The sequence below is a fragment of the Micromonospora sp. RHAY321 genome (assembly GCF_023896955.1).
Lineage (GTDB): Bacteria > Actinomycetota > Actinomycetes > Mycobacteriales > Micromonosporaceae > Micromonospora.
The window spans coordinates 1-15,925 of record NZ_JAMHIW010000023.1 but is presented as its reverse complement, the minus strand read 5'-3'; the positions used below and the strand labels follow the sequence as shown (position 1 = coordinate 15,925).

Genomic DNA, 15,925 nt, shown 5'->3' with positions numbered 1-15,925 from the left:
CTCCTGCCTCACAGTGCCGGTGGGGTGAACGTGCCGACCGCGGACTCCAGCGCGGCGGCGACCCGGTACATCCGGTCGTCGGCCATCGTCGGGGCCATCACCTGCAGGCCGACGGGCAGCCCCTCGGAGAGGCCGCAGGGCACCGAGATGCCCGGCCCGCCGTACAGGTTGGTCGGGATGGTGAACAGGTCGGCCAGGTACATCTGGTACGGGTCGGCGGTGCGCGCGCCCATCGGGAACGCCACCGACGGGGTGGTCGGCGAGATCAGCGCGTCGACCCGCTCGAAGGCGGTGGTGAAGTCCCGGGTGATGAGCGTCCGGACCTTCTGCGCCTGCCCGTAGTACGCGTCGTAGTAACCCGAGGACAGCGCGTACGTGCCGATCATGATGCGCCGCTTGACCTCCGGGCCGAAACCGGCCTCCCGGGTCAGCGACATGACCTCCTCCAGCGACCGGTTTCCGTCGTCCCCGACCCGCAGGCCGAACCGGACGCCGTCGAACCGGGCCAGGTTGGAGGAGCACTCGCTCGGCGCGATCAGGTAGTACGCCGGCAGCGCGTAGGCGAACGTCGGGCAGGACACCTCGACGATCTCCGCACCCAGCTTCGCGAGGGCGTCCACCGACTCCCGGAACGCCGCCATCACGCCCGGCTCGGCACCCTCGCCGACGAACTCGCTGACGATGCCGAGCCGTACGCCGGTCAGGTCGCCGGTCGCGCCGAGCTTCGCCGCCGCCACCACGTCCGGCACCGGCTGGGGGATCGAGGTGGAGTCGCGCGGGTCGTGCCCGCCGATCACCTGGTGCAGCAGGGCCGCGTCGAGCACCGTACGGGCGCACGGGCCGGGAGTGTCCAGCGACGAGGAGAAGGCGACCAGCCCGTAGCGGGAGGTGCCGCCGTAGGTGGGCTTCACGCCGACGGTGCCGGTGACCGCGCCGGGCTGGCGGATCGAGCCGCCGGTGTCCGAGCCGATGGCCAGCGGCGCCTCGTACGCGGCCAGCGCGGCGGCGCTGCCGCCACCGGAGCCGCCCGGGATCCGGCTCAGGTCCCACGGGTTGTGCGTGGGGCCGTAGGCCGAGTACTCGGTGGAGGAGCCCATGGCGAACTCGTCCATGTTCGTCTTGCCGAGCATCACCGTGCCGGCGTCGCGCAACCGCTGCACGATCGTCGCGTCGTACGGCGGGCGCCAGCCCTCCAGGATCTTCGACCCCACGGTGGTCGGCACGCCACGGGTGGCGAGCACGTCCTTCACCGCGACCGGCACCCCGGCCAGCGGGCCCAGCTCCTCGCCGGCGGCCCGGCGCTCGTCGACCGAGCGGGCCGCGGCGAGCGCGCCGTCGGTGTCGACGTGCAGGAAGGCGTGCACCCGGTCGTCCACGGCGGCGATCCGGTCCAGGTGTGCCCGGGTCACCTCGACGGCGGAGGTCTCACCGCCGGCGACCAGCGCGGCGATCTCCGTCGCGGTCATTCTGGTCAAGTCGCTCATGCCGTCACTCCGCTTCGCTCCGTGACGCCATGAGGCACCACCGCGCTGCAACGCTGATTCGCTCGCTGGCGCTCGCTCATGAGGCCACATCCTCGGTCAGGATCCGCGGTACGCGGAACCGCTGGTCCTCGGCGTCCGGCGCGCCCGACAGCACTTCCTCCGGGGTCAGGCACGGCGTGACCACGTCCTCGCGGAAGATGTTGGTCAGCGGCACCGAGTGCGAGGTCGGCGGGATGTCCGCCGCGGCGACCTCGCCGACCTGGGCGACCGCCTGGAGGATCACGTCGAGCTGGCCGGCGAAGGTGTCCAGCTCCTCCTCGGTGACGGCGAGCCGCGACAGGCGCGCCAGGTGCGCGACCTCCTCGCGGGAGATGGCGGCCATCCGTGCCCCCTTCTGATGTCCTGCTGGTCGGGCGGTGTGCCGGCCGCGCGACGGGTGGAGCGTGACGCGCGGTGACCGGAGCGAGTCTATTGTTCCGCTCCCGTGCCGCGTCCCCGACTCCCCCTCCGCCGGGTCAACGGGTGGGACGACGGCCGCCGTCCGGTTCCGGGCCACCGGTAGGGCGGACCGGCCGGTACCGGGCCAGCCACGTGACCAGTTCCTCGGCGGGCATCGGTCGGGCGTAGAACCAGCCCTGCGCGGCGTCGCAGCCCGCGGCGTGCAGCATCCGCCAGGTTCGCTCGTCCTCGACGCCCTCGGCGACCACCCGCAGGCCCAGCGCGCCGGCCAGCTCGATCATCGATCGGACGATCGCCGCGTCGTCGGCGTCGTCGGCCATGCCGAGTACGAACGACCGGTCCACCTTCACCTCCGACAGCGGTAGCCGACGCAGGTGTTGCAGGGAGGAATACCCGGTGCCGAAGTCGTCCAGGGCGATGGCCACCCCGATGCCGTGCAGCCGGGAGATCGTCGCCAGCACCCGACGCGGGTCGGCCATCAGGGCACCCTCGGTGATCTCCAGTTGCAGTCGCTCGGCCGGCACCCCGTAGCGGGCCAGCCGGTCGGCGATCTGGTCGGCGATCTCACCGGTGTGCAGGTCGCGCACGCTCACGTTCAACGCCGCGCGCAGCCCGATGCCGGCCGCCGACCACTTGGCGAGCTGCTCCACCACGTCGTCGACCACCCGCCGGGTGAGCAGCCGCATCACCGCGCTCTGCTCGGCGACCCGGATCAGCTCCTCCGGGTCGACCATGCCCCGGCGCGGGTGCCGCCACCGCAGCAGGGCCTCGACGCCGACCACCTCGCCGGTCGCGATGGCGATCTGCGGCTGGTAGTACATGGTGATCTCGCCGGCATCGTCGGCCGGCTCGCCGCCGTGGTGCGCCCACCCGGTCGACTCGACCGGTTGCCCCCCGAGGCCCGGCCCGACGTCACGCCGGGGGCCGGGGCCTCCGTCGCTCGGCACGAGGGCCGGCAACGTGCTTCCGTTCGGCGAACGACGCCCCCGCCCACCCCCGGAGTGCCGGTCCCGGGCCGGACCGGTGCGGGCGCCGGCCACCGTGGCGCGGGTGTTGCGGCCACGGATCGGGTCCGCTCCGGTGGCGATCCGGTTGATCAGCTCGTCAGCGTGCACCAACCCGGCGTCGGGCCGCGGCCGGCGACCCCACCACCGGCCGCCGACGCGCGGCGCGGCGGCGATCACCGGGGCCGCACCCGCGTGCGGCGCGGCCTCGGCGGCCAGGTCACCGTCGGGCAGGGCCGCACCGTCCCCGCCGCGCACCTCCGCCAACACCGGAAGGGGTACGTCGACGGCCGGCTCCGGCTCAGCCGGCCCGTTCCCGTCGGCCTGCCCCGCCGGGTGAGCCTGCCCCGCAGGCCCGGAGTCGAGTCGCTCGTCGGCCGACGGGCCGGACTCCAGCACGCGGCGCAGGTCGGCGAGGAGGCCGAGCCGCTCGGCGGAGTTGTGGTCGGACTCCGGGGCGTACAGCGCCACCGTGTCGTTGCGGTGCTTGGCGTCGTACATCGCCACGTCGGCGTGGCGCATCAGGGTGGCGAAGTCCTCGCCGTGCTCGGGGAAGAGGGCGATCCCGATCGAACCGCCCACGTCCAAGGGCAACCCGTCCAGCGGGACCGGCTCGGCCAGCGCCGCGACCACGCGGTCGGCCAGGTCCCGCGCCTGACTCGCGTCGGTCAGCCCGGTCATCACGATGGCGAACTCGTCCCCGCCGAGCCGGGCGACCATCTGCGGTCGGGGTTCCACGTCGGTGAGCCGGGCGCTGACCTCGACCAGCAGCCGGTCGCCCACGGCGTGCCCGAGCGCGTCGTTGACGTTCTTGAAGCGGTCCAGGTCGATCAGCAGCAACGCCAGGTGCCCGTCGGGTTCGCCGCGCGCGGTCCGCTCGGCGTGCAGGTGCACCTGCTCCGCCACCTCGGTCAGCAGCGCCTTGCGGTTGGGCAGCCCGGTGAGCGGGTCGGCGGCGGCGAGGTGCTGCTGCTCCACGGTGAGCCGGGCCATCCGGTAGACGGCGAAGAGCGGCACCAGCACCAGCGGGATGAGGGCCGCGCTGACACGCGCGGCAGCGACCAGCACCGGTGCGAGCAGCAGCAGCGAGCCGGTGGAGAGCAGTTCGAAGCCGAGGCCCTGCCGGACGGTGGGCCACCACCGACCGCCGAAGCGCAGCCGCACCGCCCAGCTCACCAGCCCGTAGTTGACCACGAACCAGGCCATCGTGGCGCCGCCGACGGCGGCCACGTCGGTCCAGTGCAACCGGCCGCCCGAGAAGATGGTGCCCGGCCCGAGCTGGATGACCGCGTACGCGGCGGCGAGGGCGCAGGCGTACTGGCCGACGTTGAACGCGGTCCGCCACGCGGCGTGCCGCATCCGCCAGCCCGACACGACCACCCCCACCGCCTGCACGGCGACGGCCGGACCGAGCCCCCACCCGAGCAGGATCGCGAAGGTGAAGCAGGTGGACGGGAAGACGGCGGAGGACTGTCGGCGCCCCGGCGGGACGAACGGACGGGCGTCGCAGACCACGGCGAGCGCGGCCATCGTCCAGAACGCCACCGGCAGCCGGGACAGCTCGCCGGGCAGTGTCGCGAGTGGACCGGCGGCGGTCAGGGCGGCGACCGCCAGGATGCCGATGACGAAGCCGGCGAACGGCGCCGCCCGTCCGGGAGGGACGAAGTTGCGCGGGTCGGCGACCTCCATCACACCTCCCGACCGACGGTCGGCGTGCGGTGCGCACGCCGTGACCCTATGAAACGCCCTCGGCCCCCGGTTTCCCGGTATGACAGTCACGAATCGGTCGTAGTCGTAATTAAGTTGGTATACGCGGGCAGCCGGCGCGCCGGCCACCGGTGGCGGTCAGCCCTCCACCCGGGCGGCCCCCCGCGCGGCGTCCGGACCCTCGTCCAGCAGCAGCCGGAACCCGTCCTCGTCGAGCACCGGCACCTTGAGGCCGGCCGCCTTGTCGGCCTTGGAACCCGGGTTGTCGCCCACCACGACGAAACTCGTCTTCTTGGACACCGACCCGCTCACCTTGCCGCCCCGGCTCTGCACCGCCTCGGCGGCCTGGTCCCGGGAGAAACCGGCGAGCGTGCCGGTCACCACCACGGTCAGCCCCTCCAACGGGCGCGGCCCCTCGTCGACCGCCTCCTCCGCCATCCGTACGCCCGCCTCGGCCCACTTGCGGACCACCTCGCGGTGCCAGTCCACGGCGAACCACTCCCGGATGCTGGCCGCGATGGTCGGCCCGACCCCGTCGACCGAGGAGAGTTCCTCCTCGCTGGCCGCGTCGATGGCCTCCATGGAGCGGAAGTGCCGGGCGAGCGCCTGGGCCGCCGTGGGGCCGACGTGCCGGATGGAGAGCGCCACCAGCACCCGCCACAGGTCGCGCTCACGGGCGACCGCCAGATTGTCCAGCAACTTGGTGGCGTTGGAGCCGAGGCTGCCGTCCTTGTTGACGAAGAACGGGGACCGGGACAGCTGCTCGGCGTCGAGCTGGAACAGGTCACCCTCGTCGGTGATGATCTGCGCGTCCAGCAACGCCGCGGCACCCTTGTAGCCGAGCACCTCGATGTCGAACGCGCCGCGACCCGCGAGGTGGAACACCCGCTCGCGTAGCTGCGCCGGGCAGCTGCGGGTGTTGGGGCAACGGATGTCGACGTCGCCCTCCTTGGACGGCGCGAGGGGGGTGCCGCACGCCGGGCAGGTGGTGGGCATGACGAACGGCCGGGCGTCGGGCGGGCGCAGCTCGACCACCGGGCCGAGCACCTCGGGAATCACGTCACCGGCCTTGCGCAGCACCACCGTGTCGCCGATCAGCACACCCTTGCGCTCCACCTCCCGGGCGTTGTGCAGGGTGGCGAGCGCGACGGTGGAGCCGGCAACCCGCACCGGTTCGAGAACGGCGAACGGGGTGACCCGGCCGGTGCGGCCCACGTTGACGTCGACGTCGAGCAGCTTGGTGGTGACCTCCTCCGGCGGGTACTTGAAGGCGATTGCCCAGCGCGGGGCGCGGCTGGTCGAGCCGAGCCGGCCCTGGATCGAGACCGGGTCGACCTTGACCACCACGCCGTCGATCTCGTGCTCGACGTCGTGCCGGTGCTCGGCGTAGTAGGCGATGTACTCGGCCACACCGCCCAGATCCGGCACCACCCGCCACCGGTCGCTGGTCGGCAGCCCCCACGCCTTCAGCGCGGTGTACGACTCGGACTGCGCCGCCGGCTGGAACCCCCGGCGGGCACCGATGCCGTGCACGACCAGGCGCAGCGGCCGCGAGGCGGTGACCCTCGGGTCCTTCTGCCGCAGACTGCCGGCCGCGGCGTTGCGCGGGTTGGCGAACGGAGCCCGGCCCTGCTCCACTAGCCCGGCGTTGAGGTCGGCGAACGCGGCGATCGGGAAGTAGATCTCGCCCCGGACCTCCAGCAGCTCGGGAATGTCCGGGAACTCGGCGGACGGCGTGAGCTGGCTGGGCACGTCGCGGATGCTGCGCACGTTGGCCATGACGTCCTCGCCGGTGCGGCCGTCACCCCGGGTGGCCGCCCGGACCAGCCGACCGGCCTCGTAGGTCAGGTTGATCGCCAACCCGTCGACCTTGAGCTCGCAGAGGTAGGGCACGGGGCCGCCGGCGTCCCGCTCGACCCGCTCGGCCCAGGCCGCCAGCTCCTCGTCGGCGAAGGCATTGTCCAGCGAGAGCATGCGCTCGGCGTGCGTGACCGGGGTGAAGTCGGTGGAGAACGTGCCACCCACCCGTTGGGTCGGCGAATCCGGCGTACGCAGCGCCGGGAACTCCTCCTCCAGCGCCTCCAGCTCGCGCAACTGCCGGTCGAACTCGGCGTCGGCGATGATCGGCGCGTCCAGCACGTAGTAGCGGTACTGGTGCTCGGTCAACTCGCGACTCAGCGTCGCGTGCTGCTCACGCGCCTGCGGCGTCGGCTCGGCGCCGGCCGCCGCCTCCTGCGCCGGGCTGACCTGCTGACCGATCTGCTCCTCGGACACCCCGCCACCTTCGGACACGCCTGCGACCTCCCCTGATCACGCTACTCCGGCACCGTATCGGGCCGGTCGGACAATCCGCTGCCCACCCGCGCCGGCCTCCCGCGCGTCCCTGTGATCAGGGGACTCCTCGCCGAGGACCGGCCGGGCTGCGGTGTGGTCGGCGGGCGGCGCGGCGACGGGCGTGCGAGGATCGCCGGACGGTGCGGCCGGCGCGCCGCGCTGAGGTGGAGGTCCGCGATGCCCGAGGTGCTGCTCTGGGCGGGGGCGATCCTGCTGGCGGTGGTCGCCGGCTGGGCGTGGAACAGCTGGCGGCACCGGGTGGCGAACCGTCGGCCGGGTCGGGCCACCACGGCGCGCCCCGGTGGCCGCAGGCCCGCACCGCCCCGGCCGCGCGGCGGCGACCGGCCGGCCGCCAAGCCGCGGCCGCGCGACGCCGACCGTGCGACGGGCACGCCGGCACCGGGCGAGATCTGGTGGGCCGACGTGCCGTACGCCGACGGCAGCGGGTCCAAGGTCCGGCCGTGTCTGGTGCTGCGCGCCGACTCCCGGGGCGCCGACGTCCTGAAGATCACCAGCCAGGACAAGAGCGACCGGGACGACCACGTGCGCATCCCCACCCGGGAATGGGACCCCGACGCCGAGCACGACAGCTACCTGAGCCTCACCGAACCGACCCGGATCAGCTCGGCGGCCTTCGCCGACCGGGCCGGCAGGTGCGACGCCGACCTGTGGCGGCGGGTCCGCAGCCTGCGCCACCTGCCCACCGCCTGACCGGCCCGCGCCCGTCCGCACTCCTGCCGGTCCGGCAGTGCGATCAGTCCCAGGCCACGCCGAGCACGGCGAGCTGGTCGGCGTACTCGATCTGGTCGACCCAGCCCGACGGCCAGGCGGTCATGCCGAGGGCCGCACCCACGAAGGCGCCGGCCAGGGCGGCGATCGAGTCGGAGTCCCCCGCGGTGGTCGCACCGCGCGCCAGCGCGGCGACCGGGTCGTCGGCGTGCCGTACCGCGCAGAGCAGTGCTGTGGCCAACGCCTCCTCGGCCACCCAGCCCTCGCCGGTGACCCGGCACGGGTCACCGCCATCATCGGGCTGGCCCAGGGCGTTCGTCAGGCGGCCCAGCACCGTCAGGCACTCGTCCCATCCCTGGGCGATGAAGTCCTCCGGGGTGCGGGCCCCGGGGCGCTGCCAGAGGTCACCCAGCCACTGCTCCCGGTACACCCGGCGCTGGGCCTGCGCCCGCTCGGTGAGAATCTCCGGAAGCTCGGCCAGCGTCGCGCCCCCGCGCAGTGCGAAGACCGCGTACGCGGTGAGCTCGCTGGCAGCCAGCCCGGTCGGGTGCCCGTGGGTCAACCCGGCCTGCAACTGGGCCAGCCCTGCCAGCGTGTCCAGGTCCACGTCGAGCAACCCGACCGGCGTCACCCGCATGTTGGCCCCGCACCCCTTCGACCCGCTCACCGTCGCCTCCTGCCAGCGGAGCCCGCGACCCAGCTCCCCGCAGGCGCGCAGGCAGGTCATGCCCGGGGCACGGTTGTTGTCCGGACTGACCGCCCAGGCCAGGAAGCGCCGCCGCAGCAGCGGCTCCACAGCCTCCGGGGTGAACGACGGCGCCTCGTGCAGCGCCCAGCCCACCGCCAACGCCATCTGGGTGTCGTCGGTGACCATCGCCGGCTGACCGGACAGCTCACGCGGACCGGTCGGGCCGTACCGGCGCACGATCTCCGAGACGGACAGGAACTCGGTCGGCTTGCCCAACGCGTCGCCGTAGGCGAGACCGAAGAGCGAGCCGGACGCGCGCAGTGGAGGGTGGTGGATCACGGCGGCCATCGTGCCCGGCCACCGTGATCCACGCCAGCTCAGTCCCAGCAGAGGCAGAACGGGTGGCCGACGGGGTCGGCGTAGACCCGGAAGCCCTCGCCCTCGCCCGGCAGCCGGCGGGCGCCGAGCGCGAGTGCCGCCTTCTCGGCGGCCTCGATGTCGTCCACCGTCACGTCGAGGTGGAACTGCTGCGGGCGCTCCGGATCGGGCCAGGCCGGCGGACGCAGGTTGAGTGCCCGCTGGAACGCCAGCCGCGGCTGGTGCCCGGGAGGGCCACCGAGCACCACCCACTCGTCGTCGGAGGCACCCTCGACCAGAGGCACGCCGAGCAACTCCGAGTAGAACGCCGCCAGCGCGCGCGGATCCGGGCAGTCGATCACCACTGAACGTAGCTGTCCAATCATGACCGTCATCCTGCCCAGCGGGTACGACAGGAAACGTCAGTCCTCGACGAGGCGCCGGCCGGCGTCGCGGCAGGCGGCCAGCACCGTCCGGGCGTACTCCGGGGTGGCGCCGGCCAGGCCGCATGCCGGGGTGACGACCACCTGCTCGGCGAGCTGCCGACGGGGGAAGCCGAGCCGGTCCCAGAGCTGGCGTACCCGGTCGGCGATCTGTGCGGAGGTCGGCGCCTGACCGGTCGACGGCGGCCGGGTCGGCGCGGCGCCGATCAGCAACCCGAGGCCGGCGTCGATCGTCTCGCCCAGCGGGTCCAGTTCGGTGAGCAGATCCAGGTCGAGGGCGACCGCGACGGCGCCGGTCGAGCGGATCAGCTCCAGCGGCACGTCGGGGGCGCAGCAGTGCACCACGGTCGGTACGCCGACCGCCTCCACCACCGTGCGCAGCAGCGCCGCGGCGTCCACCGAGTCCATGGCCCGGTACGCGCCCAGCCCGCTCTCGGTGGGCACGTGCCCGGCCAGCACGGTCGGCAGCGACGGCTCGTCCAGTTGGAGCAGCACCGAGGCGCGGGGCAGTCGCCGGGTGACCGCCGCGACGTGCGCGCGCAGCCCTTCGGCGAGGGAGCCGGTGAGGTCACGGACCGCGCCGGGGTCGCGCAGCAGCCGGCCGCCGATCGGCAGCTCCAGGGCGGCGGCCAGGGTGAGCGGGCCGCCGGCCTGCACCTTGATCGGGCCGGCGTACTCCTCGGCCTGCTCGGCGAGTTGGTCCAGGTCGCGTTCCAGCAGGTCGCGGGTGCGGCGCAGGTCGCGGCCCGGCCGTGGGGCGACCCGCCAACGACCCGTGTACAGCTCGACGGGCAGCTCGACCAGCAGCCCGGCGGTGCGACCGATGAGGTCGGCCCCTGGGCCGCGGGCCGGCAGCTCGGGTAGGTGGGGCAGCGCGGGAAGCTCGCCGAGGACCACCCGTTGCGCCTCGGCAATGTCGGTGCCGGGAAGCGAACCGATGCCGGTCGCCGCGCCGGCCGGCCAGGGCCACGCCTGATCTGTCACGGCGGAAGGGTATCCGGTACGTCGACCGCCCGGGCGGCGACGGCCGAGCCGGTCGTCCGCCCGGTCAGCCGGAGATGGTGGCGGAGCCGAGGACGACGTCACCGGCCGGGTCCGGCCGGTACGCCACGACGGCCTGACCAGCGGCGACGCCGCGCACCGGCCGACGCAGCTCGGCGTGCAGCCGGTCACCGTCGAGGGCCACGGTGGCCGGCACGACCTCGCCGTGCGCCCGCAACTGCACGTCGCACTCGACCGGCGCGTCCGGGCGCGGGCCACCGGTCCAGACCGGCCGCTCGGCGTGCACCTGGGACACCTCCAGCGCCTCGGCCGGGCCGACCGTCACCGTGTTGGTCTTCGGCGTGATGGAGAGCACGTAGCGCGGCCGTCCGTCCGGTGCGGGCCGGTCCAGGTGCAGCCCGCGACGCTGGCCCACCGTGTACGCGTACGCGCCGGTGTGGCTGCCGACGACGGCGCCGGTGCTCGCGTCGACCACGTCGCCCGGTGCCGCACCGAGCCGACCGGCCAGGAAACCACGGGTGTCGCCGTCGGCGATGAAGCAGATGTCGTGCGAGTCGGGCTTGTCGGCGACCGCCAGGCCACGCTCGGCGGCCTCCGCGCGGACCTGCGCCTTGGTGGAGTCGCCGAGCGGGAACATGGACCGGTCGAGCTGCTCACGGGTGAGCACGGCCAGCACGTACGACTGGTCCTTGGCCACGTCGACGCTGCGCCGCAGCAGCCCGTCGGTGCCGAGCCGGGCGTGGTGGCCGGTCACGACCGCGTCGAAGCCCAGAGCCACCGCCCGGTCCAGCACCGCGGTGAACTTGATCTTCTCGTTGCAGCGCAGGCACGGATTCGGCGTACGGCCGGCGGCGTACTCGGCGACGAAGTCGTCCACCACGTCGGCGTGGAACCGGTCGGCCATGTCCCACACGTAGAACGGGATGCCGATCACGTCGGCCGCCCGCCGGGCGTCGCGGGAGTCCTCCAGGGTGCAGCAGCCGCGCGCCCCGGTCCGGTAGGTCTGTGGATTGCGGGCCAGCGCGAGGTGCACGCCGGTCACGTCGTGCCCGGCCGCCACCGCCCGCGCCGCCGCCACGGCCGAGTCAACCCCGCCCGACATCGCCGCCAACACCCTCACCAGCCACTCCCTTCCCCACACCACCCTATCCACCCGACCCCGCAAACCCCCGCGCCCGCACCCCGCCCGCCCCTGCCCGCCGCGATCTTGCAGTTTCCGCCTCGACGTATGCCGCAAAAGCCGCGAATGGCAGACCGAAAGTGCAAGATCGCGAGGAGGGTGAGGGCTTGCGGTCTACGCGGGTGCGGGGTGGGCGTGGGGACTCGGGGTTTCAGCGGGGGGTGCGGGGGGCGGCGGCTCGGCGGGCGCGGTCGACAGCCGCCGGGAGGGCGGCGACGAGCGCGTCGATCTCGGCCTGCGTGCTGCTGTGACCGAGGGTGAAACGCAGCGAGGAGCGGGCGCGGTCGTCGTCGGCGCCCATCGCCAGCAGCACGTGCGAGGGTTGGGCCACCCCTGCCGAGCAGGCCGAGCCCGTCGAGCAGGCGATGCCCTGGGCGTCCAGCAGGAGCAGCAGGGCGTCGCCCTCACATCCGGGGAAGGAGAAGTGGGCGTTGCCGGGCAACCGGTCGACCGGGTCACCGTTGTAGATCACCTCGGGCACCGCCTGACGGACCCGCTCGATCAGGTCGTCGCGCAGCGCGGCCACCCGGGCCGCGTACTCCTGCTGGCCCTTGACCGCCGACTCGACGGCGACCGCGAAGGCGACGATGCCGGCGGTGTCCAGGGTGCCGGAGCGTACGTCGCGTTCCTGGCCGCCGCCGTGCAGCAGCGGCGTCGCGGCCACGTCCCGGGCCAGCAGCAGCGCGCCCACCCCGGTCGGGCCGCCCAGTTTGTGCCCGGTGACGGTCAGCGCGGCGACCCCGCTGGCGCCGAAGTCGACCGGCACCTGACCGACGGCCTGGATGGCGTCGGTGTGGAACGGCACGCCGTGCTCGGCGGCGACGGCGGCCAGCTCGGCCACCGGTTGGACGGTGCCCACCTCGTTGTTGGCCCACATCGCGGTGACCACGGCGACCCGGTCGGCGTGCGCGGCCAGTTCGGCGCGCAGGGCCTCCGGGTCGAGCCGGCCGGCGGCGTCCACCGGCAGCCACCCGACCTCGGCGCCCTCGTGTTCGGCCAGCCAGTCCACCGCGTCCAGCACGGCGTGGTGCTCGACGGCACTGGAGACCACCCGCCGGCGGTCGGCGTCGGCTCCCCGGCGGGCCCAGAAGATGCCCTTGACCGCGAGGTTGTCACTCTCGGTGCCACCACCGGTGAAGATGACCTCGGACGGCCGGGCGCCCAGGACGGCCGCCACCCGCTCGCGGGACTCCTCGACCCGGCGGCGGGCACGACGACCCGCCGCGTGCAGAGAGGACGCGTTGCCAACCTCGCGGGCGGTGGCGACGTACGCCTCCAGTGCCTCGTCGAGCATCGGAGTGGTCGCCGCGTGATCCAGGTAAGCCATCACCGTTCAGCGTACGGCCGACTGATCGGGGGCCGGATGGCGGAGGGGACCCCGGTGAACGGCCGGGGCGGGAAGGCCTCCCTTCCCACCCCGGCCCGACGCCCGCTCCTGGGTGAGCCCAGCCCGGCGGCTCAGGCGGGCACCGCCGTGACGACGATGTTGTCGCGGTACCTGCGGGCCTTGGCATCGAACGGCCCACCGCAGGTGATCAGGGTCAGCCGCGGCTTGCCGTCCCGGGCGAAGTACCGGTCCAGCGGGATCCTGGTCTTGGCGTACTCCTCCCGGGCGACGACCCGGTACCGCCTGGCCGTGCCGTCGCTGCCGGTCGCGGTCAGGGTGTCGCCCTGGTCCAGCTCCCGCAGCCGGAAGAACGCTCCCCTGCCCTGCGTGGCGCTGTCCACGTGGCCGGCGATCACCACCGAGCCGGCGCCCGCCTCCAGGCCGGGGCCGTACCGGTACCAGCCGATCTGGTCGACGCTCGGCGGCACCTCGAACTCGTTGGTCCGCTCGTTGATGCCGACGGCGTTGACCGTGGCGGTGACGTCGATCTCCGGGATCACCAGCCGGACCGGCGGGACGATCTCGGCACCGGCCGGCAGCTCCCCGGCGGTCACCGGGACCGACGGGGCGGCGGCCGGTGGGGCCGAGGTGGGGCTGGCCAGTGTGCTCGCCTCCTCCGCGCCGACGTTCCCGGCCGGCTGGGAGCCGCACGCCACCAGGGCGGCGACGGTGAGCGCGGCAGCGCCGGCGGCCATGGCCGCCAGCGCGCCGCGGTTGCGCACCGTCACCGGCGAGGAGTCCGGGCGGTGGCCACCCGCGCCCCGCCGCCGAGCAGCAGCAGGACGCCGGCGCCGGCGAGCACGTACCACCAGGTGCCCACGCCGGTGCCGGCCTGACCACCGTCACCGCTCGGCACGCCGCCCGGGGCGGAGTGCAGGCCGGTGATGGTCTGGGCCACCACGTCGAGGGTCTTGCCCTCGGCGGAGCCGATGGCGTAGACGATCGTCGCCGTGCCCTCCCTGAGGTCGAGGTCGGCCGGGCCGATCGCCACCGTGTCGGTGCCGGCGAGCACGACGTCGGCCTTCACGCTGCCCGCGTCGACGTCGCCCTTGGCCTCGTTCGGGTTGGTCAGCTCCTCGAACACGGGGGTGCCGCCGGCGCGCACGTCCACCGCCGGGGCGGCGGCGGTGTGCCGGACGATCAGCCGGGCCTTGCCGGCGTCGACCTTCGACACGTCGTTCACGAACGGAGTGATCTTGGGCTGGCCGGCCGCGTCGAGATGGGCGGCGATGCTGATGTTCGCCCCGCCCGGCACCGCGGCGTTGTCGACCTTCAGGATCGCGCTGCCGACCGGCTCGCCCGGCTTGGTGAGCGCGATGTCGTACTCGCCCTCCTCCAGGTTCAGCGGACCGGCCACGTCACCGGGCTTGAAGTTGTCCAGCGTCTTCTCGCCGTTGACGTAGACGTCGACCGGGGTGTCCGGGATCCCGTGCACGACGGAGACCTTCGACGTGGCGGCGTAGGCCGGGGTGGCGGTGAGCGCGCCGACGCCCGCGAAGGCCAGCGCGGCGACGGCACCGCCCGCCGCGACCCGACGGAAGTACGAGAGCTGCATGTCTGCCTCCTGGTGGTTGGTGCTGATTCGTCAGGCTGGCTTGCAGAACGGGTTACGCCGGCTCCGCGACGGGTGGATGCGCCCCGACGCCACCTTTCTTTTTCGCCGCGGTCCGCATCCGGAACGGGCCCGGGGAACGAAGAGCTGGTGAGATGACATCGACCGGGGAGAGTGGGGCGGAGACTGTGGGAGCTACAGTCGGGCATGCCCCATCGAAGGCGATCCGCCCGATGACGGCCAGACCGCAGGAACCGGACCCACCGGTGGACGACCTCGCATCCCGGTTCCGCGCCGGCGACGAGGTGGCGCTCCGCGAGGCGTACGACCGGTACGGTCGGGCCGTGCTCCACCTGGCGACCTCCATGCTGGCCAACCGCAGCGACGCCGAGGACGTCACCCAGGCGACGTTCGTCGCCGCCTGGCTGGGGCGCGACACGTTCGACCCGGCCAAGGGGTCGCTGGTCGGCTGGCTGCTGGGCATCGGCCGACGCAAGGTGATCGACCGGATGCGGGCCTCGGCCCGCGAGACCCGGGCGGTCGAGACCGTCCGGCAGCTGCCCGAGCCGGCGCAGACCGGTCCGGACCCGGACCGGGTGGTGGACCGGCTGGTGATCGCCGACGAGCTGGCTCGCCTCCCCGACGACCAGCGACGGATGCTGGAGCTGGCCTTCTACGACGACCTGACACACCAGCAGATAGCCACGGTGACCGGCGTGCCGTTGGGCACCGTGAAGAGTCACATCCGGCGCGGCATGGCGAGCTTGAAACGCAGATGGGAGGTGGACGGTGCAGCACCTGGACCACGACAGGCTGGTCTTTCTGGCGCTCGGTGAGAGCGAGGCGGACAACGGGGAGAGCACCCACCTCGACACCTGCGCGCACTGCCAGCTGGAGATGGAGACCCTCCAGCAGGTGGCCGGGCTCGGCGTGGAGACACAGGGCCTGGGTGACCTGCCCGACCCGCCGGACCACGTCTGGCAGGGCATCACGGCGCAGATCAGAGCGGCAGAGGAGCTGCCGTCGCTGACCGGGGCCGTCCGGCAGCGGGCGTCCGAGCCGACCGACGACGCGGTCCGGCCCGCCCCGGGGGCGACCGGGCCGGGGTCGACGGGCCGGTCCCGGGGTCGCCGGCGCGGTGGCTGGTCCCGCTGGGCGGCCACCGCGGCGACCGCTGCCGCCGCCGCGGCGATCGGCGTGGTGGGCACCGTCGCCGTGCTGCGGCCGGACGACCCGGCGCCCGCACCGACGCGGGCGGTGGTGGCCAGCGCGCCACTGGCGGCGTACGGATCGACGCCTCCGGACGCCTCGGGTGACGCCCGGGTGTTCCAGGGCGGCCAACTACATCTGCATGTGGTGAATCTCCCGCGCGTGGCGGGGTACTACGAGGTATGGCTCATCAACCCGACGACGATGAAGATGTTCTCGGTCGGCACCCTCGGTGACGGTCCGGACGCTCTGCTCCCCCTGCCCCCCAACGTCGACCTGGGCAGCTACTCGGTGGTCGACGTGTCCGCCGAGCAGTACGACAACAAGCCTGCCCACTCCGGCGACAGCCTGCTGAGGGGCACCCTGACGGGCTGATCGGCGGGCCGGCTC

The 15,925-nt window shown here is 73.8% G+C and carries 14 protein-coding genes; 3 read left to right on the top strand and 11 right to left on the bottom strand.

The window, feature by feature from the left end:
• Positions 1-8: 8 nt before the first annotated feature.
• The 4 genes from gatA to ligA form a co-directional block, all read right to left on the bottom strand.
• On the bottom strand, positions 9-1,484 hold the full coding sequence (gatA, locus tag M8C17_RS29535) for an Asp-tRNA(Asn)/Glu-tRNA(Gln) amidotransferase subunit GatA (RefSeq protein ID WP_252419856.1): 1,476 nt from the start codon (positions 1,482-1,484) through the stop codon (positions 9-11).
• 76 nt (positions 1,485-1,560) lie between these two features.
• On the bottom strand, positions 1,561-1,866 hold the full coding sequence (gene gatC / locus M8C17_RS29530) for an Asp-tRNA(Asn)/Glu-tRNA(Gln) amidotransferase subunit GatC (RefSeq protein ID WP_252419855.1): 306 nt from the start codon (positions 1,864-1,866) through the stop codon (positions 1,561-1,563).
• Between the two features lie 133 nt (positions 1,867-1,999).
• Positions 2,000-4,636 carry a bifunctional diguanylate cyclase/phosphodiesterase gene (locus tag M8C17_RS29525; protein WP_252419854.1) on the bottom strand — a complete coding sequence of 879 codons (2,637 nt, stop codon included), beginning with the start codon at positions 4,634-4,636 and terminating at the stop codon, positions 2,000-2,002.
• 156 nt (positions 4,637-4,792) lie between these two features.
• Positions 4,793-6,928, bottom strand: coding sequence for an NAD-dependent DNA ligase LigA (gene ligA / locus M8C17_RS29520; RefSeq protein ID WP_252419853.1), 2,136 nt, complete (start codon positions 6,926-6,928; stop codon positions 4,793-4,795).
• A gap of 237 nt (positions 6,929-7,165) precedes the next feature.
• Here ligA and M8C17_RS29515 point away from each other — a divergent pair, with 237 nt between their 5' ends.
• Positions 7,166-7,699 carry a type II toxin-antitoxin system PemK/MazF family toxin gene (locus tag M8C17_RS29515; RefSeq protein WP_252419852.1) on the top strand — a complete coding sequence of 178 codons (534 nt, stop codon included), beginning with the start codon at positions 7,166-7,168 and terminating at the stop codon, positions 7,697-7,699.
• Positions 7,700-7,742: 43 nt separating this feature from the next.
• Here M8C17_RS29515 and M8C17_RS29510 read toward each other — a convergent pair whose 3' ends face one another.
• From M8C17_RS29510 to M8C17_RS29480, 7 genes are all read right to left on the bottom strand, one after another.
• Positions 7,743-8,753: an ADP-ribosylglycohydrolase family protein gene (locus M8C17_RS29510; protein ID WP_252419851.1), complete on the bottom strand. Its 1,011-nt coding sequence runs from the start codon at positions 8,751-8,753 to the stop codon at positions 7,743-7,745.
• A 29-nt stretch (positions 8,754-8,782) separates the two neighbouring features.
• Entirely contained in the window at positions 8,783-9,148 is a 366-nt protein-coding gene (locus M8C17_RS29505) for a VOC family protein (protein ID WP_252419850.1), read from the bottom strand.
• 36 nt (positions 9,149-9,184) lie between these two features.
• Entirely contained in the window at positions 9,185-10,189 is a 1,005-nt protein-coding gene (locus M8C17_RS29500) for a methionine synthase (RefSeq protein WP_252419849.1), read from the bottom strand.
• Positions 10,190-10,253: 64 nt separating this feature from the next.
• On the bottom strand, positions 10,254-11,327 hold the full coding sequence (gene mnmA, locus M8C17_RS29495) for a tRNA 2-thiouridine(34) synthase MnmA (RefSeq protein ID WP_252419848.1): 1,074 nt from the start codon (positions 11,325-11,327) through the stop codon (positions 10,254-10,256).
• A gap of 211 nt (positions 11,328-11,538) precedes the next feature.
• A complete protein-coding gene (locus tag M8C17_RS29490; RefSeq protein ID WP_252419847.1) occupies positions 11,539-12,714 on the bottom strand; it encodes a cysteine desulfurase family protein in 1,176 nt (391 codons plus the stop codon).
• A gap of 131 nt (positions 12,715-12,845) precedes the next feature.
• Entirely contained in the window at positions 12,846-13,502 is a 657-nt protein-coding gene (locus M8C17_RS29485; RefSeq protein WP_252419846.1) for a class F sortase, read from the bottom strand.
• Positions 13,499-14,329, bottom strand: coding sequence for a DUF4397 domain-containing protein (locus tag M8C17_RS29480; protein WP_252419845.1), 831 nt, complete (start codon positions 14,327-14,329; stop codon positions 13,499-13,501). Before M8C17_RS29480 ends, M8C17_RS29485 begins: the two co-directional genes overlap by 4 nt.
• 230 nt (positions 14,330-14,559) lie before the next feature.
• Between M8C17_RS29480 and M8C17_RS29475 the strand changes: the two genes are divergently transcribed.
• On the top strand, positions 14,560-15,162 hold the full coding sequence (locus tag M8C17_RS29475; RefSeq protein WP_252419844.1) for an RNA polymerase sigma factor: 603 nt from the start codon (positions 14,560-14,562) through the stop codon (positions 15,160-15,162).
• Positions 15,116-15,910, top strand: a complete 795-nt coding sequence (locus tag M8C17_RS29470; RefSeq protein WP_252419843.1) for an anti-sigma factor — start codon at positions 15,116-15,118, stop codon at positions 15,908-15,910. The genes M8C17_RS29475 and M8C17_RS29470 overlap by 47 nt, the downstream gene beginning before the upstream one ends.
• Positions 15,911-15,925: the final 15 nt, after the last annotated feature.